The 18,741-nt window shown below is 69.9% G+C and carries 16 protein-coding genes; 7 read left to right on the top strand and 9 right to left on the bottom strand.

Translation table 11 applies throughout. The features are described from left to right. Positions 1-29: 29 nt before the first annotated feature. The 3 genes from ACFYY8_RS05275 to ACFYY8_RS05265 are packed head-to-tail and all read right to left on the bottom strand — an operon-like array spanning position 30 to position 3,276. Positions 30-971: a site-specific tyrosine recombinase XerD gene (locus ACFYY8_RS05275; RefSeq protein ID WP_390037347.1), complete on the bottom strand. Its 942-nt coding sequence runs from the start codon at positions 969-971 to the stop codon at positions 30-32. Continuing rightward, positions 968-1,609 carry an NUDIX domain-containing protein gene (locus tag ACFYY8_RS05270; RefSeq protein ID WP_390037345.1) on the bottom strand — a complete coding sequence of 214 codons (642 nt, stop codon included), beginning with the start codon at positions 1,607-1,609 and terminating at the stop codon, positions 968-970. The genes ACFYY8_RS05275 and ACFYY8_RS05270 overlap by 4 nt, the downstream gene beginning before the upstream one ends. Then, positions 1,606-3,276: a CTP synthase gene (locus tag ACFYY8_RS05265; protein WP_390037343.1), complete on the bottom strand. Its 1,671-nt coding sequence runs from the start codon at positions 3,274-3,276 to the stop codon at positions 1,606-1,608. Before ACFYY8_RS05265 ends, ACFYY8_RS05270 begins: the two co-directional genes overlap by 4 nt. Positions 3,277-3,432: 156 nt before the next feature. Here ACFYY8_RS05265 and ACFYY8_RS05260 point away from each other — a divergent pair, with 156 nt between their 5' ends. The 4 genes from ACFYY8_RS05260 (at position 3,433) to ACFYY8_RS05245 (ending at position 7,044) form a co-directional block, all read left to right on the top strand. Beyond that, on the top strand, positions 3,433-4,146 hold the full coding sequence (locus tag ACFYY8_RS05260) for an acyltransferase (protein ID WP_390037341.1): 714 nt from the start codon (positions 3,433-3,435) through the stop codon (positions 4,144-4,146). Positions 4,147-4,376: 230 nt separating this feature from the next. Then, the gene (locus ACFYY8_RS05255) at positions 4,377-5,525 is read left to right on the top strand and encodes a ScyD/ScyE family protein (RefSeq protein WP_390037339.1); all 1,149 of its coding nucleotides are present in this window, start codon (positions 4,377-4,379) and stop codon (positions 5,523-5,525) included. Positions 5,526-5,659: 134 nt separating this feature from the next. Then, positions 5,660-6,250: a DUF4126 domain-containing protein gene (locus tag ACFYY8_RS05250; protein ID WP_390037337.1), complete on the top strand. Its 591-nt coding sequence runs from the start codon at positions 5,660-5,662 to the stop codon at positions 6,248-6,250. Positions 6,251-6,417: 167 nt separating this feature from the next. Beyond that, on the top strand, positions 6,418-7,044 hold the full coding sequence (locus ACFYY8_RS05245; protein WP_390037335.1) for a hypothetical protein: 627 nt from the start codon (positions 6,418-6,420) through the stop codon (positions 7,042-7,044). 64 nt (positions 7,045-7,108) lie between these two features. Here the strand turns inward: ACFYY8_RS05245 and uvrB are convergent, their stop codons facing one another. Further along, the gene (gene uvrB, locus ACFYY8_RS05240) at positions 7,109-9,220 is read right to left on the bottom strand and encodes an excinuclease ABC subunit UvrB (protein ID WP_390037333.1); all 2,112 of its coding nucleotides are present in this window, start codon (positions 9,218-9,220) and stop codon (positions 7,109-7,111) included. Positions 9,221-9,409: 189 nt separating this feature from the next. On the opposite strand from uvrB, the gene ACFYY8_RS05235 reads away from it, so the two are divergent. The 3 genes from ACFYY8_RS05235 to ACFYY8_RS05225 are packed head-to-tail and all read left to right on the top strand — an operon-like array spanning position 9,410 to position 13,118. Then, positions 9,410-11,053, top strand: coding sequence for an SPFH domain-containing protein (locus ACFYY8_RS05235; protein ID WP_390037331.1), 1,644 nt, complete (start codon positions 9,410-9,412; stop codon positions 11,051-11,053). Positions 11,054-11,055: 2 nt separating this feature from the next. Further along, positions 11,056-12,318, top strand: a complete 1,263-nt coding sequence (locus ACFYY8_RS05230) for an SPFH domain-containing protein (protein ID WP_390037329.1) — start codon at positions 11,056-11,058, stop codon at positions 12,316-12,318. A 44-nt stretch (positions 12,319-12,362) separates the two neighbouring features. Further along, positions 12,363-13,118 (top strand): sporulation protein, encoded by a 756-nt coding sequence (locus ACFYY8_RS05225; protein WP_390037327.1) that lies wholly within the window; start codon positions 12,363-12,365, stop codon positions 13,116-13,118. Positions 13,119-13,221: 103 nt separating this feature from the next. On the opposite strand, the gene ACFYY8_RS05220 is transcribed toward ACFYY8_RS05225, so the two are convergent. From ACFYY8_RS05220 to ACFYY8_RS05200, 5 genes are all read right to left on the bottom strand, one after another. After that, entirely contained in the window at positions 13,222-14,091 is an 870-nt protein-coding gene (locus tag ACFYY8_RS05220; protein ID WP_390037325.1) for a PIG-L family deacetylase, read from the bottom strand. Between the two features lie 399 nt (positions 14,092-14,490). Beyond that, positions 14,491-15,090 carry a dephospho-CoA kinase gene (coaE, locus tag ACFYY8_RS05215; protein ID WP_390037323.1) on the bottom strand — a complete coding sequence of 200 codons (600 nt, stop codon included), beginning with the start codon at positions 15,088-15,090 and terminating at the stop codon, positions 14,491-14,493. A 20-nt stretch (positions 15,091-15,110) separates the two neighbouring features. Next, on the bottom strand, positions 15,111-15,560 hold the full coding sequence (locus tag ACFYY8_RS05210) for a GNAT family N-acetyltransferase (protein ID WP_390038007.1): 450 nt from the start codon (positions 15,558-15,560) through the stop codon (positions 15,111-15,113). Between the two features lie 168 nt (positions 15,561-15,728). After that, positions 15,729-17,210, bottom strand: a complete 1,482-nt coding sequence (gene rpsA, locus ACFYY8_RS05205) for a 30S ribosomal protein S1 (protein WP_352009083.1) — start codon at positions 17,208-17,210, stop codon at positions 15,729-15,731. A gap of 217 nt (positions 17,211-17,427) precedes the next feature. Further along, positions 17,428-18,576, bottom strand: coding sequence for a polysaccharide deacetylase family protein (locus ACFYY8_RS05200; RefSeq protein WP_390037320.1), 1,149 nt, complete (start codon positions 18,574-18,576; stop codon positions 17,428-17,430). Between the last annotated feature and the right edge of the window lie 165 nt (positions 18,577-18,741).

Raw genomic sequence — 18,741 nt, 5'->3', positions numbered from 1 at the left:
CAAGGCGGCACGCCCGGACACGACAAAGGTCAATGCCGCACGCGCGGATGCGCGGCGGCACAGGCCTCACGGAGTTTGTCGACCGTGACCAGGGTGTACACCTGGGTGGTGGTCACCGAGGCGTGGCCGAGTAGTTCCTGAACCACCCTAACGTCCGCGCCCCCGTCCAGGAGGTGTGTTGCGAACGAATGTCGCAAGATATGGGGTGAGATTCCCGCCAGCCCTCCGCGTTCGGCCGCCGCCTGCAACACCTCCCAGGCTCCCTGCCGGGTGAGCCTTCCGCCTCTGGCGTTGAGGAAGAGCCCCGAACCGCCCCTGCCGTGGGCGGCGATGCCGGGACGGGCGCGGGTGAGGTAGACCCTGAGCGCCTCCCTGGCGAAACGGCCGAGTGGCACCAAACGGGAGTGCCCGCCCTTGCCCCGCAACCTCACCCGCTGGCTGGCCGGGCTCAGGTCGACGTCCTCGACCGCGAGCCCGACCGCCTCGGAGATGCGGGCGCCCGTGCCGTACAGCAGTTCGAGCAGCGCCCGGTTGCGCATGGTGAGCGGCGCCCCCTCCGGGCCCGAGGCGGCGATCAGGCGCTCGACCTCGTCCACGCTGATCGCCTTGGGCAGGCGCCTGAGCTGGCGTGGCGGACGCACCCTGCGGGTGGGGTCGTGGTCGCAGACTCCCTGACGCAGGGCGAAGCGGTGCAGACCCCGCACCGAGGAGACCGCGCGCGCCGTCGAGCTGGCCACGAGCGCCCGATGCTCCTCGTCGCCCTCCCGCAGCGCGGTGAGGAAGGCGGCGACGTCGGCCTCCGCGACCTCGCCGAAGGTGGCGCGGCCGCGGTTCCTCAGGTGCTCCAGGTATCGAAGGAGGTCACGACGATAGGAGGTCAGGGTGTTGGCCGCCAGGCCCCGTTCCATCGCCAGATGGGCGAGGTAGCTGGCCAGGACGACCTCCGTCTCGCTCAGGGCTCCTCCTGTCATGCCTCCGGTGCGTCGGCGGGCCGCAGCGAGGCGAAAGCATCCGCCGAAGCGGCGTATGCGGCGAGAATACCGGCCACGGCTTGGGAATTGTGGATCATTCCCGCCAGGGCACGGCGAACCGCGTCGGACAGGGGGATCCAGACCACCGGCATGTCGGACTCCTCGTGTCGTCCGACGAAGTCGAGCTCCCCCTCGGGGATGAGGCTGAGGTCTCTGGCCAGGAAGATCCTGGTCCGCTCCCCCGTCATCCCGGGCGAGGTGAAGGCGTCGACCAGAGTGTGCCAGGTCCGCGCCCGGTAGCCCGCCTCCTCGGCCAGTTCCCTGGCCGCCGCCTCCCGCAGCGGCTCGTCCTCGACGTCCCGCAGTCCCGCGGGCAGCTCCCACAGCAGGTGCCCGGCCGCGTGGCGGTACTGCCTGAGCAGCAGCACACGGTCCTGGTCGTCGAGCGCGAGCACCGCGACGGAGCCGGGATGGAGCGCGTAGTCGCGGTTGACGACCTCTCCGTCCGGCATGACGACGGCGTCGGTCACCACGGTGATGACGCGCCCGCTGAAGTGCCTGACCGAGGAGACGACCTTCCACTCCTCGGGGACGTCCACGACATCCCCGGGGTTCAGGGCCTTGACGGTGCCGCTCACTTGCTCCTGCCCGCCTTGGCCGCGGTGCCGCGGATGTCGGCGTAGGTCAGGGCCGCCCCGATCAGGCCCTTAAACAGCGGGTGTGGGCGGGTGGGGCGGGAACGGAACTCGGGGTGCGCCTGGGTGCCGATGAAGAACGGGTGCACGTCGACGGGAAGCTCGGCGTACTCCACGAGGCGGCCGTCCGGCGAGAGACCGGAGAAGACCATGCCGATCTTCTCAAGCTGCTCGCGGTAGGAGTTGTTGACCTCGTAGCGGTGCCGGTGGCGCTCCTCGACCTTGGCCATGCCGTACAGCTGGCGGGCCAGGGAGCCCTCGGAGAGCTTGGCGGGGTACAGGCCGAGGCGCATGGTGCCGCCCATGTCGCGCTCGCCGGAGACGACGTCCTCCTGGTCGGCCATGGTCGAGATGACCGGGTGGGTGGTCTCGGGGTCGAACTCGGTGCTGCCCGCGTCCTCGACGTCCGCGAGGTTGCGGGCGGCCTCGATGACCATGCACTGCATGCCCAGGCAGATGCCGAGCAGCGGGATCTTGGTCTCCCTCGCGTGCCGTACGGCGCCCAGCTTGCCCTCGATGCCGCGCACGCCGAATCCGCCGGGGATCAGCACGCCGTCGACGCCGTCGAGCTCACGGGCCGCGCCCTCGGGGGTCTCGCAGTCGTCGCTCTTGACCCAGCGGATGTTGACGCGGGCGTCGTTGGCGAAGCCGCCCGCGCGCAGCGCCTCGGTGACCGACAGGTAGGCGTCCGGCAGGTCGATGTACTTGCCGACGAGGGCGATCGTGACCTCCTTCGCCGGGCGGTGCACCCGGCGAAGGAGCTGCTCCCACTCCTTCCAGTCGACGTCGCGGAAGGGCAGGCCGAGGCGGCGCACCACGTAGGCGTCCAGACCCTCGGAGTGCAGCACCCTGGGGATGTCGTAGATGCTCGACGCGTCGACGGCGGAGACGACCGCGTCCTCGTCGACGTCGCACATGAGGCTGATCTTGCGCTTGAGGGAGTTGGTGATCGGCCGGTCGGAGCGGCACACGATCGCGTCGGGCTGGATGCCGATGCTGCGCAGCGCGGCGACCGAGTGCTGCGTCGGCTTGGTCTTCAGCTCGCCGCTCGGCCCGATGTACGGCAGCAGCGACACGTGCAGGAAGAAGACGTTGTCCCGGCCCACCTCGTGGCGGACCTGGCGGACCGCCTCAAGGAAGGGCAGCGACTCGATGTCGCCGACGGTGCCGCCGACCTCGGTGATGACCACGTCGACGTCGGGGCCCGCCATGGCCCGGATGCGGTCCTTGATCTCGTTGGTGATGTGCGGAATGACCTGGACGGTGTCGCCGAGGTACTCGCCGCGGCGCTCCTTGGCGATGACGTTGGAGTAGACCTGGCCGGTGGTGACGTTGGCGGAGCCGTGCAGCTCGGTGTCGAGGAAGCGCTCGTAGTGGCCGACGTCGAGGTCGGTCTCGGCACCGTCGTCGGTCACGAAGACCTCGCCGTGCTGGAACGGGTTCATCGTCCCGGGGTCCACGTTGAGGTAGGGGTCGAGCTTCTGCATGGTGACCCGCAGGCCCCGCAGCTTCAGGAGGCGGCCGAGGCTGGAGGCCGTCAGTCCCTTGCCGAGGCTGGAGGCGACGCCGCCGGTGACGAACAGATGCTTGGTGTGTGCGGCGCTGCGCAAGGAGTCTCCCGTGGTCGTCATAGATCAGTCGGCGCGTCCTGCTGACGGCCTACATGTCCACGGGCTCTCAGAATATCAAACGGTTCCCGTGATCGGCCCGTACATCCCCTGACCCGCATTTCGCCGTCATATGACCTGACGGTACCTTGGGCCGCTATGTCACTTCGTGGTGTGGTACGGCGTGCCATGGGCAGCCTTGTGCACCGTGTCTGGTCCGCGGTCCGCGCCGTGGGCGCGGTGAGCGCCGCCAGCCCCGCGGGCTACCGCTTCCGCCACATCGGTGAGGGCGCGTGCCTGGCCTTCCCCATGGGGGCCGTCTTCGGCGAGGCCTGGATCGAGATCGGCGCCCGCACCCTGGTCGGCGAGCGGGTGTCGATCTCCGCGGGCATGGGCCCCGGGGTCGACCTCGGCCCCGCCTCGATCGTGCGGATCGGCGAGAACTGCTCGATCGGCAGGGGCGGCCACATCGTGGGGCACCAGTCGATCGACATCGGCGACCACGTCTTCACCGGCCCCTACGTGTACATCACCGACCAGAACCACGTCTACGACGACCCGGAGACGCCGATCGGCCGTCAGTGGCCGCGCAACAACCCGGTGGTCATCGGTTCGGGCTCCTGGCTCGGCACCGGCGTGATCATCCTGCCGGGGACCAGGATCGGCAGGCAGTGCGTGGTCGCGGGCGGTGCCGTGGTCCGCGGCGAGTTCCCCGACCACAGTGTGATCGCCGGGGTGCCCGCGCGGGTCGTGCGCCACCACGTGCCGGGGCGGGGGTGGTTGCCGCCCCATCCGGACGGCGCCTCGGGTGGCCGTACCGAGACCGCGCCCGCGGACCGGGTCCTCGGCGCGCCGGCCGCGCCGGCGGGCTAGACACCGCCGTGACCCCCGCGCCCGAGGCCGGTCCGTCGGCCGTCGGCTGAGAAGCATCGGCGGGGTCGTCCGCCGGGAGACGGAGAGACGGTCACCCGCCCGGGGGAAATCGCCGCGGAGCAGGGTGGATTGTGGCGGTTTTTCCTTGTGAGCGGTCTGAAGAAGCTCATAGCTTTCCGGGTGTTCGCCCCCGCTTGACGGATATGGCGGGGATCGTGGAGGGGATTGCGTTGAGCGGAGTTCGTATCGGCCGCAGGCTGCTCGCTGCTGCCACAGGAGGAGTCGCGGCGTTGGCCGTGACGGCCGGTCCGGTGACGGCGGCACGGGCGGACGGCGGCGCGCCCGAGGTCGTCGCCAAGGGCCTCGACAGCCCGCGCGGAATCTCCTTCGGTCCCGGCGGTGCCCTCTACATCGCCGAGTCCGGCCACGGCGGCAAGGTCAAGTGCGCCATGACTCCCGCCAAGAAGGCGGAGAAGATGTGCTTCGGCCTGACCGGGCGGATCAGCGTCCTGAAGGACGGCAAGACCTCCGTACTGGTCGACGGCCTGCCCTCTGCCGCCAGCGGCCCGTTCGCCCTCGGCCCGCACGACGTGGCGTTCACCCCCAAGGGCGACCTGCTGGTGACCATCGGTTTCTCCGGCGACACCGCCTTCCGTGCCAAGCTCGGCCCCAAGGCCAGGACCCTGGGCACGCTGCTGACCCTCTCCACCAAGGGCAGGCGGCTGTCCTTCGCCGACCTGGCCGCCCACGAGACCAGGCACAACCCGGACCGCAAGGACAAGGGCAGCGCCGTGGACTCCTACCCCTTCGGCCTCGCCCCGCTGCCCGGCGGCGGCGCGCTGGTCACGGACACCGGCGGCAACTCCGTGCTGCGGGTCGACCGCAAGGGCAGGGTCAGCACCGAGGCGGTCCTGCACGCCAGGTCCGTCGCCGCTCCCCCGGCGCTCAAGATGCCCAAGGGCAGCAAGATCCCGATGCAGTCGGTGCCGATGGGCATCGCCAAGGGCCCCGACGGCGCCTACTACGTCGCCGAGCACGGCGGATTCCCCAACCCCGAGGGGGCGGCCCGGGTCCTCCGTCTCAAGGACGGCAAGGTCACCACCGCCGCACGCGGCTTCACCACGGTCGCCGACGTGACCTTCGACGCCAAGGGGCGGCTGATCGTCCTGGGATCCGCCGGACCGCTTCCCGCCAACGGCATGAGCAAGACCACCGTCTACCGCGTCGAGGGTGACGGCACCCGTACCGAGCTTCTCAAGCCCGGCACGCTGACCACCCCCCTCGGCGTGGCCGTAGGCCCCGACGGCGCCGTCTACGTGGCCGACAAGGCCATGGCGCCCGGCAAGGGCGAAATCCTCCGGATCCCCGTTTCGGAGTAGCCCGCGGGAACAGGCGGGGGCGTGTCCATCACGGGCGCGCCCCCGCCGCCGTTTCGCCCGGCGCCGTGACCCGGCGGGATCCACCGGTGCCCCGAGGACGTTGAATGGGAGGACCGAGACACCACGGAGGCACGATGCTCGCGGCACTGACAGGCCTTGGACTCTCCACCGCGGCGGGGCTGAACGCCTACATACCGCTGCTGGTCGTCGGCCTGCTCGCCAACCTCACCGACCAGGTGCGGTTGCAGCCGGAGTTCGCCTGGCTGGCCAACGGCTGGGTGCTCGCGATCGTCGGCGTGCTGCTGGTCGCCGAGTTCGTCCTCGACAAGGTCCCGGTGGTCGACAGCGTCAACGACATGATCCAGACCGTGGTCCGCCCGCTGTCCGGCGGCGTGGTCTTCAGCGCGACCGAGGCCGCGGCCCGGCTCGACGGCTCCGACTGGATGGCCCACAACCCCTGGGCAGGCTGGGTGCTCGGTATCGGCGTCGCGCTCGCGGTGCACGTGATGAAGGCGACCGCCAGGCCGGTGGTCAACGCCACGACCGCCGGGGTCGGGGCACCGGTGGTGAGCACGATGGAGGACGCGGGGTCTCTCGCCGTGTCCCTGGTCGCGATCTTCCTCCCGATCCTGGTCGTGGTCGCGGTGGCCGTGCTCGCGGTGTTCGCCTGGTGGACCGTCCGCCGGGTACGGCGCCGCCGCGCCCTGCGGCGAAGTCCCGCCTGAACCCCGGCTCCCCGGGACGGACACCGGCGGGGAGCGCGGCGAGGCCCCGTCCGGCCTCGCCCATTCGGCGGCCCGCGCTCATGGGCACCGAGCCCCGCGCACGTCGCGAACCCCCGTGTACACGGGCAGGCGGGCTATGCTCGAAACACCTGTTCCCCCGCCGGGAGGTGATCAAGATCACCACTTTCCTCACCATCGTGCTGGTGCTCATGGTGCTGTTCCTTCTCGCCGGGGGTGTGGGCGTCTACCTCCTGGTCAAGCTCGGCAAGAAGGCCACGAAGAAGGCCAGGAAGGTGACCGAGCGGGTGGCCTCCCAGGTGGCGGCGATGGACCCGGGCCAGGCCGGTGAGACCGAGCGGATGCGCCTGGACCTGCGCAAGGAGGTCTCCCTGACCCGGCAGGCCGTCGACCAGGCGCTCCAGGCCGGATGGGGGCTGGGTGACCTGCCGCGGCTGGTGGCCGAGATCGGCGTGCACGCCGACCAGCTGGACGGCCAGCTCGCGCTCTACGCCCGGCACAGCCGGAGCTCCGCCTACGTCGACCACGCCTCCCTCGGCCGCCTGCGCGAGCACCACGCCAAGCTGACCACGTCGTGCGCCAGAATCCGCGCGGACCTGCTCAACGACCAGATGACGCACTCCGCGAACGGCATCGACGACATCCGGGACCGGACCGACCTGGAGATCGAGGCGCGCCGCCGCGCTCCCGACCCCCTGGACGAGATCGACGAGCTCTACCGGCGCACCGCGGTGCCCCGTTTCCCCGACGACGACCGCCGCTCAGATCACCGCTGAGAGGGTCCGCCCAGGCGGGCGGGGCCGTACGCGCCGGCACCCGCCCGTGTTCCGGCGGGCCGGGTCAGGAGACCCCCGCCTCGCGCATGTCGCGGACCTCCCGCTTGAGCTCCTTGATCTCGTCACGCAGCCTGGCGGCCACCTCGAACTGCAGGTCGGCCGCCGCCTGGTGCATCTGCTCGGTGAGCGACTCGACCAGGGCCTCAAGCTGCGCCCTGGGCATCTCCCCCGCGATCGCCCTGGCGTGCTGACCGGCCTGCTTGACCGCGAAGCCGGGGACCGGGGCCTTGCCGCGCGACTGCTGACGACCGCTGCCCCCGAGGAGCTGGGCGGTGTCGGCGTCCTCCCGGTTGAGGGAGTCGAGGATGTCGGCGATCTTCTTGCGGAGCGGCTGGGGGTCGATGCCGTTGGCCTCGTTGTAGGCCGTCTGCTTGGCCCTGCGCCGGTTGGTCTCCTCGATCGCCCGCTCCATGGAGGGGGTGATCCGGTCGGCGTACATGTGGACCTGACCGGAGACGTTACGGGCCGCGCGGCCGATGGTCTGGATCAGCGAGGTCTCCGAGCGCAGGAAGCCCTCCTTGTCGGCGTCGAGGATGGCCACCAGGGAGACCTCCGGCAGGTCCAGGCCCTCACGGAGCAGGTTGATGCCGACCAGCACGTCGTACTCGCCCAGCCGCAGCTCGCGCAGCAGCTCGATGCGGCGCAGCGTGTCGACCTCGCTGTGCAGGTAGCGGACCCTGATGCCCAGCTCGAGCAGGTAGTCGGTGAGGTCCTCCGACATCTTCTTGGTCAGCGTGGTGACCAGGACGCGCTCGTCCTTCTCCGCGCGGGTTCTGATCTCGTGGACCAGGTCGTCGATCTGCGACTTCGTGGGCTTGACGACCACCTCGGGGTCCACCAGGCCGGTCGGCCTGATCACCTGCTCGACGACGTCGCCGCCGGAGCGGCCCAGCTCGTAGGAGCCGGGCGTCGCCGAGAGGTAGACCGTCTGGTCGATCCGCTCAAGGAACTCCTCCCACTTCAGCGGGCGGTTGTCCAGGGCGGAGGGCAGCCGGAAGCCGTGCTCGACGAGCGTGCGCTTACGGGAGGCGTCCCCCTCGTACATGGCGCCGATCTGCGGGACCGTCTGGTGCGACTCGTCCAGCACCAGCAGGAAGTCCTCGGGGAAGTAGTCGAGCAGGGTGTTCGGCGCGCTGCCCGGGGAGCGGCCGTCCATGTGCCGCGAGTAGTTCTCGATGCCGGAGCAGGTGCCGATCTGGCGCATCATCTCCAGGTCGTAGGTGGTGCGCATGCGCAGCCGCTGGGCCTCAAGGAGCTTGCCCTGTCGCTCCATCCGCTGCAGGCTCTCGGCCAGTTCGGCCTCGATGTCCCGCACGGCCCGTTCCATCCGCTCGGGACCCGCCACGTAGTGGGAGGCGGGGAAGATGTAGAGCTCCTCGTCCTCGGTGATCACCTCACCCGTCAGCGGGTGCATGGTGGAGAGCTTCTCGATCTCGTCGCCGAACATCTCGATCCGTACGGCGAGCTCCTCGTACTTCGGGATGATCTCGATCGTGTCGCCCCGCACCCGGAAGGTGCCGCGGGTGAAGGCCAGGTCGTTGCGGGTGTAGTGCATGTCGACCAGGCGCCGCAGCAGCGTGTCGCGCTCGATCTCCTGGCCGACCTTCAGCGCGGTCATCCGGTCGACGTACTCCTGGGGGGTGCCCAGGCCGTAGATGCACGAGACCGAGGCGACCACGACCGTGTCGCGGCGGGTCAGCAGCGAGTTGGTCGCGGAGTGGCGCAGCCGTTCGACCTCCTCGTTGATGGAGGAGTCCTTCTCGATGTAGGTGTCGCTCTGCGGGACGTACGCCTCCGGCTGGTAGTAGTCGTAGTAGGAGACGAAGTACTCGACCGCGTTGTTGGGCAGCATCCCCCGCAGCTCGTTGGCGAACTGCGCGGCGAGCGTCTTGTTGGGCTGGATGACCAGGGTCGGCCGCTGCAGCCGCTCGATCAGCCAGGCGACCGTGGCCGTCTTGCCCGTGCCCGTCGCGCCCAGCAGGACGGTGTCCTTGTCACCCGCCCTCACCCGCCGCTCAAGCTCGGCGATCGCGGTCGGCTGGTCGCCGGATGGGGTCATGTCGGTGACGACCTCGAAGGGGGCCACCTTGCGCTGCAAATCTGTTACCGGCCTCACCTCACCCACTGTAGGACGCCCCACCGACATTCCCGCCTCCTCTCCGGGAGCCCCGTACGGCACGGCGTTCAGCATCCGTTCAATCGGCTGTCAAGCCATCCGCAAGCCACATGTTCTTTACTGGCATCCCTGCAGGCAATCACAAAGCGTGATATATCGGGCTTTCGAACAAGGACCCACGGAGGTGTGATGTCGCGGCCAAAAGAGGCCATCCAGGCGGCGGTCGCGGCCGCCCAGGCGTACGGCCAGGGCGGAGACCTGCGCCAGATCGCCGGGCAGGTCGCAGGCCAGCTCACCGGGCAGGTGACGGGACAGGCCGGGGAACGGGGCTTCACGCTCAACCCCACCGACTTCCTCGCCGCGCGTGAACAGGGCGCGTCCGTCGGCACGCTGATCGAAGCCCGCAGCGCCTCGCTGAACGAGGCAGGGGAGATCGTCAACCGCAGCTTCAGCGGCAGCGGCCAGAACGGCGAGACGGTCCACGTGATCTCCCCCGTGGTGATCCCCAAGAGCACCACGGCACGGGTCGTCGTCCCTCTGGTCGTCCTGGCGGGACTCGGCCTGATCGGCCTGATCGCCAACGGCCTGCCCGAGGGCGCGCGGGTGCTGTTCGGCCCGCACTACTGGGCCGTCCTGGTGCTGGCCGCGGCGTTCCTGTGGTGGCGGCGCAGCGTCGTCATGGTCCCCGAGGGCTGCAAGGCGCTGATCACCAAGTTCGGCAAGCTCGTCCAGATCGCCGAACCCGGGCGGGTGACGCTGTTCAACCCGTGGAAGCGGGTCAGCTACATCGTCAACACCACCCGTGAGTACCCCTTCAACGCCCCCATCCGCGAGGCCCCGACCCAGCAGGGCGTCAAGGCGAGCGTCGACCTCTTCCTGCAGTTCCGGATCGAGGACCCGGCCGAGTTCATCTTCGTCCTCGGCTCGGTCGGCGGCTTCCAGGCCAAGCTGCAGAACGCGATCAGCGAGGTGACCCGCTCCCTCATCTACGCCCAGCGCGCCGAGGACATCTACGACCTGGTCGGCGAGAGCACCCTGGGCATGCTGGACAACCTCAACCAGCAGTTCCTGCCCGCCGTACGGCTCACCGACGTGAACATCACCCACGCCGAGCCCTCCAGCCAGGAGTACCGGATGGACCTGGCGGCGCCGGAGATGATCAGGGTCGCCAAGGAGGCCTACACCTACGAGTACGAACTGCAGCTGCGCAAGGAGCAGAACGAGGGCGACCTGGTCAAGGAGCTCGCCGGGCTGCAGGAGCAGCTCTCGGCCATCCACGCGGAGATCGCGGGCTACCAGGCCAGGATGGACACCGCGCTCGAACGCGCCTCGAACCAGGCCAAGGCCCAGGCGGGCCAGCGGCTGGTCGAGGCCGAGTCGACGGCGAAGGCCAACGCGGCGCTGCTTGAGGCCCAGGCGCTGGACATCAGGGCGCTGAGCGCGGCGCAGGCGCCGGAGATCCTGGACCACCGCTTCCAGCAGGACCTGCTCGACAGGCTCGAATCCGTCGCCGCCCACCTGCCCCGCGTGGTGCAGGTCGGTGAGACGACGGACATCGACCTGCTCGCCCTGGCCGGCCAGCTCGTCGGCGGCGGGGAGGCCCGGCTGTTCTCCGAGGCGGACACCGCCGCGATCCGGGCACGGATCACCGAGATCAGCCGCCGTGTCGAGGACCGCGAGGCCGAGATCACCGCCCTGCTCAGCCAGGACGCGGGCCAGGAGACCGGTCAGAGCGCCGACCAGGCCGCCGGCCGGGAGACCGCCCAGGTCGCCGATGGGGAGCCCGCGCACGCCCCGCACGCCGTACCGCCCGCCGCGCAGGAAGACGCCTGAAGATGAGCAGAGAGTTCTCCAAGATCAAGGAATCGCTGGCCTCCTGGTCGGAGATCCGCCAGCTGCTGCGCGGCGGCGAGTCCGGCCAGATCGTCCCAGTGGTGATCCCCAAGGACCGCAGGGGCTTCGCCTGGGTCGCGCTGCTGATGTTCGCGCTCTACCTCGTGGGCACCGCGCTGCTCGGCGGTGGCGGCGTCCTGTCCGCCCTGGCCGCCCTGGGCGCGGTGTTCTTCCTGCTGACCGCCCTGGTCTGGCTGTGGCGCAGGGCCATCGTCGAGATCGAGGAGGGCACGACCGGCGTGCGCAGCCGGTGGGGGGCCATCGTCGGCACCCTGCCCCCCGGCCGTCACTACCTGTGGCTGCCCTGGGACCGGGTCGACGCGGTCGTGGACACCTCGACCGAGATCCCCTACTCGGCGCCGATCGCGGCCTGCCCGACCGCGGAGAACGTGCCGCTGAAGTCGATCGAGTTCTTCCTGAAGTTCCGCATCGTCGATCCGGTCGCCTTCGTCAGGACGATCGGGGCGGGCAACTTCGACCTCGTGCTCAGCAGCGCCGTGCAGGACGCCATCCGCCAGCGCAGCCGCAAGGTCCACACCGAGCGGGCCTACGACCTGCGCGGCTCCGACGTGGGAGACATGCAGGAGCTGTTGACCCGCCAGCTCGGCAGGTACGGCGTGCGCATCACCGGCGCGAACATCCCCGACGTGCAGCTGCCCGACCAGTACCAGCAGCACCTGGCGACCCGGGAGAAGGTCGCCAAGGAGCTGTCGGCCTTCGAGCGCGAGTGGGAGCTGACCCGCAAGCGCCGCATCGACACCCTGCTCATGGAGATCGAGCGGGCCAAGAAGACCAGGGACGCCCGTATCGTCGAGGTCAGGGCCGCCGCCAACACCGCCCGCAAGGACGTCGCCCGCATGCTGGAGGAGCACGAGACGCAGGCCCAGCGGGTGCGCTGGGAGATCGAGGCCAGGGGCAGGGCCGAGCTGACCTCGGCGGAGAACGAGGCCAAGGGGCTGCGCAGGCTCGCCGACTCCTACCGCGACAACCGCGCCGTGCTCCAGTACGAGCTGGCCCGCCGCCGTCTCGACGTGGGCGCCAAGCTCGCCGAGAACGCCCCCCGCCCGATCGTCGTGCGCACCGGCGGCGCCTCAGGCGAGACCTCCCCACTGGCCACCCTGCTCCTCGCCCAGCTCCTGCCGCAGCTCAGTGCGGACGGCGGCGCGGGGAACGGCCAGGTCAAACCGTCCGTTGAACCCAACTGAAACATCTCAACCCCGGGAGTCCCCCAATGGTGTTCCGTAAACTCATGGCTGCCTTCGGCGCCGGCGTCGAGGTCGACACGGTGCTGCTGAACTCCAACGTCCGCCCCGGCGAGACCCTGCGCGGACAGGTCAACTTCCGCGGCGGCGGCTCCGACTACCGGGTGGAGGGCATCTTCATCGACTTCACCGCGGTCGTCGAGGTCGAGAGCGGCGACAACGAGTACAAGACCACCTACAGCTTCCTGCGCCAGCAGATCACCGGTTCCTTCCACCTGGCCGCGGGCGCGCCGCAGTCGGCCCCGTTCGAGATCCCCGTCCCGTGGGAGACCCCGATCAGCGCCATCGGCGGCCACCCGCTGCGCGGCATGCAGCTCGGCGTCTCCACCGAGCTGTCCCTGGCCGGGGCGCTGGACAAGGGCGACCTCGACGCGCTGTTCGTCAACCCGCTGCCCGCCCAGGACCACGTGCTCGGCGCGCTCGACAACATGGGCTTCCGCTTCAAGAAGGCCGACCTGGAGCGCGGCACGCTGCACGGCTCCCGGATGCCGTTCTTCCAGGAGATCGAGTACTACGTCGGCCCCGAGTACTCCCGGCACTTCAGCGAGCTCGAACTGACCTTCATCGCGGGCCCGCGGGCGGTGGACGTCATCCTGGAGGCCGACAAGCGCGGCGGCTTCCTGACCTCGAGCCACGACACCTACAACCGGTTCACGGTCCACTACGACGACCACCCCGGCCAGGTGGAGCAGTCGCTGCGCGCGGGCCTGCACTCGATGGCCCAGCGCCGCGGCTGGTTCTGACCCGCCGCTCACGGCTGCGCCCCGGCGGCCGCCTCCCGCCGACCGGGGCCGCTCCCCCGTCCCCCACGCCCCCCGGGCGCGCGACCCCTCGCCGTGACGTCCCTCACGGCGAGGCCGCGCCGGGACCGCGGTACATCCGCCGGAGCCAGGCGTCGTAGCGGCGGCCCGAGCCCGCCCGGTAGTCGTGTCCCCGGTAGACGGCGAAGGCCTCGCGTTTGATCTCGTGCTCGGCGGGGGTGAGGTTGGGGGGCAGGGGCAGCGTGGTGTAGCCCCGGTAGGCGACCACCCTGACGCCCGGCGGGGCGGCCGCCGCCGCGAACCTCGCGGCGGCGATGTGGTCGGGATGGTCGGCGACACCCGGCGGCGGGTCCGGATCGAGGGTGTTCAGCACCGACGGCCGGAAGACCCGCATCAGCCCGCGGAGCGCCTCCAGGACGTCGGAGCGGGACAGGCAGACGGCGGGCCTGGTGAAGGGGCGCACGCAGCTCAGGTCCCCTGAGGCGGCCCACAGGCGGCTCAGGGCGCCACTCCCGCCGTCCGCCCTGGGGTCGCCGCCGTCGGGCAGTCCGGCGAAGACGAGCCGGACCTGCGGCCGGTCCGCCAGCGTGTCCACCTCGGCCCGGATCCCGCCCACGGTCATCAGGTTTCGCCGCCACCGGTCACGGACCCCGGCGATCCAGGCGTAGGCGGCCCTGACCCCCCGTTGCCTGTCGATGCTGTACCGCCTGGGCGGGTGCCCGTCGCTCACCCCCGCCACTCCCTCCCCCGCCGTGAGATAGACGGTGACGGTGCTCGCGCCACGCGCGACCAGCCTCAGCAGGTCGGGGCTCATGAAGAGCAGGTCGTCGTCCGGGTGGGCGGCGATCTGGAGGTGGAGGCCTTCGGGTGTCCCGCCGGACATCAGGCTTCCCGGCCCGGGCGGGCCGGGGCTCGGCGACAGCAACGGCGCGAGGAGAAGAACGACGGCCGTCACGGCCGCCATGATCCCGCCCACGCCTCGAACGCCCCGCACGTCGCCCCCCGCCGCCGATGAAAGTAACTCGACGGTAGAGGAGCGGATCCCTCGGCCACCTGAGCCGATTGGACGATTTACGGCATGGCGTCCTCATCCAAGAGGCTCGTCCCTTCTCGTCCCATAGGCGGAGCCCAGCCGTACGGTTTCAGGACCTGTTCCGCGGATCTTCGCCGTGGCGGGGATCGTCCAGGTGGATGCCCCGCGAGGCGGAGGAGCTATGACGGGGTCATGAGCGACAGGTTCTCCCCCGGGGCCCCGCGGCGAACGCGGAGCGTTTTCGTGGGACGGGCGACAACGCGGCGAGGGGCCGCCTGAACGACCGCGGCAGGCGGCAAGACCCACAAAACAGGTCCTGGCTCAGGCCTTCGCGCGTGCGGCCAGATCGGCCCAGAGAGCCTCCACCCGGGCCTCCAACTCCTCCAGGGACCCCTCGTTGGGCACCACGATGTCGGCGGCCCTCAACCGCTCCTCACGGCTCGCCTGGGCGGCGATCCTGGCCCTGACGTCGGCCTCGGTCATGCCGCGCAGCGTGAGCAGCCGTCCGGCGCGTGTCTCGTCGGCCGCGTCGACGACCACGACCACGTCGTACATCGGGGCGAGGTCGTTCTCGACCAGCAGCGGCACGTCGTAGACGACGATGGCGTCCTCGTCCGCCTGGCTCTGCAATTCGGCGACCCGCTCCCCGACCAGCGGGTGCACGACGGCGTTGAGGGAGGCCAGTTTCTCGGAGTCGGCGAAGACGATCGAGCCGAGCCGTCCCCGGTCGAGCGAGCCGTCCTCGCGCAGGACGTCGGGCCCGAAGATCGCGACGATCCGTTCCAGCCCCTCGGTTCCCGGCTCGACCACCTCACGGGCGATCATGTCGGCGTCGATCACCATGGCGCCCCTGGCGGCCAGGCGCCGTGACACCTCGCTCTTGCCGGAACCGATCCCTCCGGTGAGCCCCACCTTCAACATGGTCCGCAGAATACGCGCCGCTACCGCTGCCTGCGCAGGTGGACCAGGGTCAGATGGTCGCTCATCCGCTCCCGGTGGGTCTCACGGTAGCCGCGCCGGCGGTAGAGCCGCAGGTTGCCCTCCGACAGGTGCCCGGTGAACAGGTCGAACGCCAGGGCGGAGTCCATCTCCCCGTGAAGGGCGTCCAGCAGGGCGCCGCCGACGCCGCCGCCCTGCAGGTCGGGCGCGACCACCAGGCGGCCGACCAGACAGGTGGTGCCGGACATCCGCCCGCGAACCGCCCCGGCGATCCGTCCTTCCCGCCTGGCGACGAGCACGACACCCGCCCGTATCGCCCGCTCGACCTGCTCTGCCGACTCGACCAGAGGCGGGATGAACGGGTCGCCGTAGAGCTGGGCCTCGCTCACGTACGCGGCCCGCTGGACCGTGAGGATCTCTCCCGCGTCCGCGGGGACCGCCCGCCCGATCATGGTCACCCGCCAACCCTAGCGTGGCCGGCGACGGGCGAACCCGGCCCCCGGCACGGGACGGGACGGGAGCGTGCCCTGGGCGGACCGGCGACGGGCACGAAAAAGGGCCCCGCCTGAGCGGGGCCCTTCCTCGGATCTTCAGATCGCCACATCAACCACTGGAAGAGGTCAGCTCTGACCGCCCGCGAGCTTCTCCCGCAGGGCGGCGAGAGCCTCGTCGGAGGCAAGAGCGCCCGCCGCCGGAGCGGAGGAGCTCGAACCGGAGGCCGGGGTCTCGCCCGAGTAGGAGGTGGGGGCTGCCTCGCCCGCCTCCGCCTCGGCCTTGCGGGCCTCCTCGATCTGACGCTTGTGCGCCTCGAAGCGGGTCTGGGCCTCGGCGTACTGCCGCTCCCACTCCTCGCGCTGACGGTCGAAGCCCTCGAGCCACTCGCCGGTCTCGGAGTCGAAGCCCTCGGGGTAGATGTAGTTGCCCGAGTCGTCGTAGGTCGCCGCCATGCCGTACAGCGTGGGGTCGAACTCGACGTCGGCGCCCAGCGCGCTCTCGTTGGCCTGCTTGAGCGACAGCGAGATCCTGCGGCGGTCGAGGTCGATGTCGATGATCTTCACGAAGATCTCGTCGCCGACCTGGACGACCTGCTCGGGGATCTCGACGTGGCGCTCGGCCAGCTCGGAGATGTGGACCAGGCCCTCGATGCCCTCCTCGACGCGGACGAACGCGCCGAACGGCACCAGCTTGGTGACGCGGCCCGGCACGACCTGGCCGATCTGGTGGGTGCGGGCGAACTGCTGCCAGGGGTCCTCCTGCGTCGCCTTGAGCGACAGCGAGACCCGCTCGCGCTCCATGTCGACGTCGAGAACCTCGACGGTGACCTCCTGGCCGACCTCGACGACCTCGGAGGGGTGGTCGATGTGCTTCCAGGACAGCTCGGAGACGTGAACCAGTCCGTCGACGCCACCGAGGTCCACGAAGGCACCGAAGTTGACGATCGAGGACACGACGCCCTTGCGGACCTGGCCCTTCTGGAGGGTGTTGAGGAACGTCTGGCGAACCTCGGACTGGGTCTGCTCCAGCCAGGCACGGCGGGACAGGACCACGTTGTTGCGGTTCTTGTCCAGCTCGATGATCTTGGCCTCGAGCTCACGGCCCACGTAGGGCTGCAGGTCGCGGACCCGGCGCATCTCGACCAGCGAGGCGGGAAGGAAGCCCCGCAGGCCGATGTCGAGGATCAGGCCGCCCTTGACGACCTCGATGACGGTGCCGGTGACGATGCCGTCCTCGTCCTTGATCTTCTCGATCGTGCCCCAGGCGCGCTCGTACTGGGCGCGCTTCTTGGACAGGATGAGACGGCCTTCCTTGTCCTCCTTCTGGAGAACAAGGGCCTCGACGTGCTCGCCAACCTCGACGACGTCCGCCGGGTCGACATCATGCTTGATCGAGAGCTCACGCGAGGGGATGACGCCCTCGGTCTTGTAGCCGATGTCGAGCAAAACTTCGTCTCGATCGACCTTGACGACGGTGCCCTCGACGATGTCGCCGTCGTTGAAGTACTTGATGGTCAGGTCGATCGCTGCGAGGAACTCTTCCTCGGAGCCGATGTCGTTGACCGCTACCTGCGGGGTGCTCGAGGTGGCCTCAGTGCTGCTCGTCATGTGTGGAATTGCTCCGAACGCGGACAGATGTCGATGTGGCGAACACGCGGCAGGCCTCTTATCGTTCAGCCGGGAATCCACCGGCCTGATCGAGCGCGAGCCCACTCGGTCCGAGACACACGCGAGCCCACAGCGCAGCGATCAGCATATGAGAACAGACGAGCCTGGTCAATCCGGTAGCACGACACACCTATGGCGAAGCCATGGCTCGACGCCGTCAGTAGGCATTGATCCGCTGCTTCCACTGCGGGCTGATATTACCCCGAAGTTCCCGTGGAACGGAGATGCGTTCGGGATCTCCATCGGCCGTGTACCGCTTGCCCGGGTGCTTGTTGAGCCACTCCAGCCAGTACTGCGAACACCACTTACGGCATTCGCCCTTCTTGCCGTTGCTCTGGACCCGCTGGATCGCCCGCCAGTCGTAGTCCTTGGTGAACGGCGACACCGACGGCTGCGCGCCGGCCAGGAAGACGCCCTTGAAGGCGAAGGAGGTGCCGTCCCACTTGCCCTTCTGGACGGTCGACCGCTTGCGCGGCATGGCGCCGAACGGCAGCGCCAGGGTGTCCGGGGTGCCCGCGCCGTACTTGGCCAGCATCCGCTGGACGCGGACGATCTGCTCGGCGGCCCGCTTCTTCGACAGGCCCGGCAGGTAGGGGTGGTCCCAGGTGTGGTTGGCCACCTCGAAGCCGTGCGAGGTCAGCCACCGCACCGCGTTCTCCTGGGCATGCGCGTCCCGCAACCCGAAGGGCTGATGATTTACCCAAAATGTCGCGACAGGCCGGAAATCTGGGTATTTCTTAGCCACCTGATAGATGATTCCGACCGCGGTGTCCTTGAGCGGCACGCCCGCCTTGTCGAGCGCGAAGTGGCTCGGGTGACCGTCGTCGAAGGTCAGCACGACCGGGTGCTTGCCCGCCGGAACACGGATGTCACCGGTGACGAACTCATGCGCGGTGATCGGCACGTAGCCGTCCCTGGCCAGCCGCTCCATCTCCTGGCGCACCTGGGCCGGGGTCCGGTCGATGGAGGCCAGCCGCTTCTTCAGGATGCGGTGGTACATCAGCACCGGGACCATTCCCGCCTCGTTGGCCTTGACCTGCCGGGCGAACTCCGGCGAGGCCACCACCGGCGGCGGCAGCTCGGCGGAGGGCAGAGCGACCGCGGGCGAGGGACCGGGCGACGGCGGCGGGGAGGGGGTCTGGGCGGGTGGCGTCGTCGGCGGTGTGCTGAGCGGCGTCGCCGTACCCGCCAGTGAGACGGAGGTCGGCGCCGCCTCAGGGCGCACCAGGAGCACCACCACCGCGGTGATCACAACCACCACGTTGGCGAGCATGATGATCTGCGTCAGTGGCGCTGAACTCCGCACAAAACTCCCGTACCCATCGAGATCTCGACTGGATTACCACCCTAGAACAGACTCGGGCAGGCCGGGCAAACAACCAATGATCTACCTGGTCACCACTGGGTGTCCGCACGGGAACCACATCGTGACGGCACCCGCCCCGCGGAACGTCGCGGGGCGGGTGCGGAG

The organism is Streptosporangium sp. NPDC001559 (assembly GCF_042893955.1).
In the GTDB taxonomy this organism is placed as follows: Bacteria; Actinomycetota; Actinomycetes; order Streptosporangiales; family Streptosporangiaceae; genus Streptosporangium.
Note: the sequence above shows the minus strand (reverse complement) of the source record. Positions and strands in the feature narration are given on the sequence as shown.

Excerpts from the sequence above, each read along its gene's own strand:
- ACFYY8_RS05275 (WP_390037347.1), bottom strand. The coding sequence starts at position 971 with ATGACAGGAGGAGCCCTGAGCGAGACGGAGGTCGTCCTGGCCAGCTAC.
- ACFYY8_RS05260 (WP_390037341.1), top strand. The coding sequence starts at position 3,433 with ATGTCACTTCGTGGTGTGGTACGGCGTGCCATGGGCAGCCTTGTGCAC.
- ACFYY8_RS05250 (WP_390037337.1), top strand. The coding sequence starts at position 5,660 with ATGCTCGCGGCACTGACAGGCCTTGGACTCTCCACCGCGGCGGGGCTG.
- ACFYY8_RS05235 (WP_390037331.1), top strand. The coding sequence starts at position 9,410 with ATGTCGCGGCCAAAAGAGGCCATCCAGGCGGCGGTCGCGGCCGCCCAG.
- ACFYY8_RS05230 (WP_390037329.1), top strand. The coding sequence starts at position 11,056 with ATGAGCAGAGAGTTCTCCAAGATCAAGGAATCGCTGGCCTCCTGGTCG.
- ACFYY8_RS05225 (WP_390037327.1), top strand. The coding sequence starts at position 12,363 with ATGGCTGCCTTCGGCGCCGGCGTCGAGGTCGACACGGTGCTGCTGAAC.
- coaE (WP_390037323.1), bottom strand. The coding sequence starts at position 15,090 with ATGTTGAAGGTGGGGCTCACCGGAGGGATCGGTTCCGGCAAGAGCGAG.
- ACFYY8_RS05210 (WP_390038007.1), bottom strand. The coding sequence starts at position 15,560 with ATGATCGGGCGGGCGGTCCCCGCGGACGCGGGAGAGATCCTCACGGTC.
- rpsA (WP_352009083.1), bottom strand. The coding sequence starts at position 17,210 with ATGACGAGCAGCACTGAGGCCACCTCGAGCACCCCGCAGGTAGCGGTC.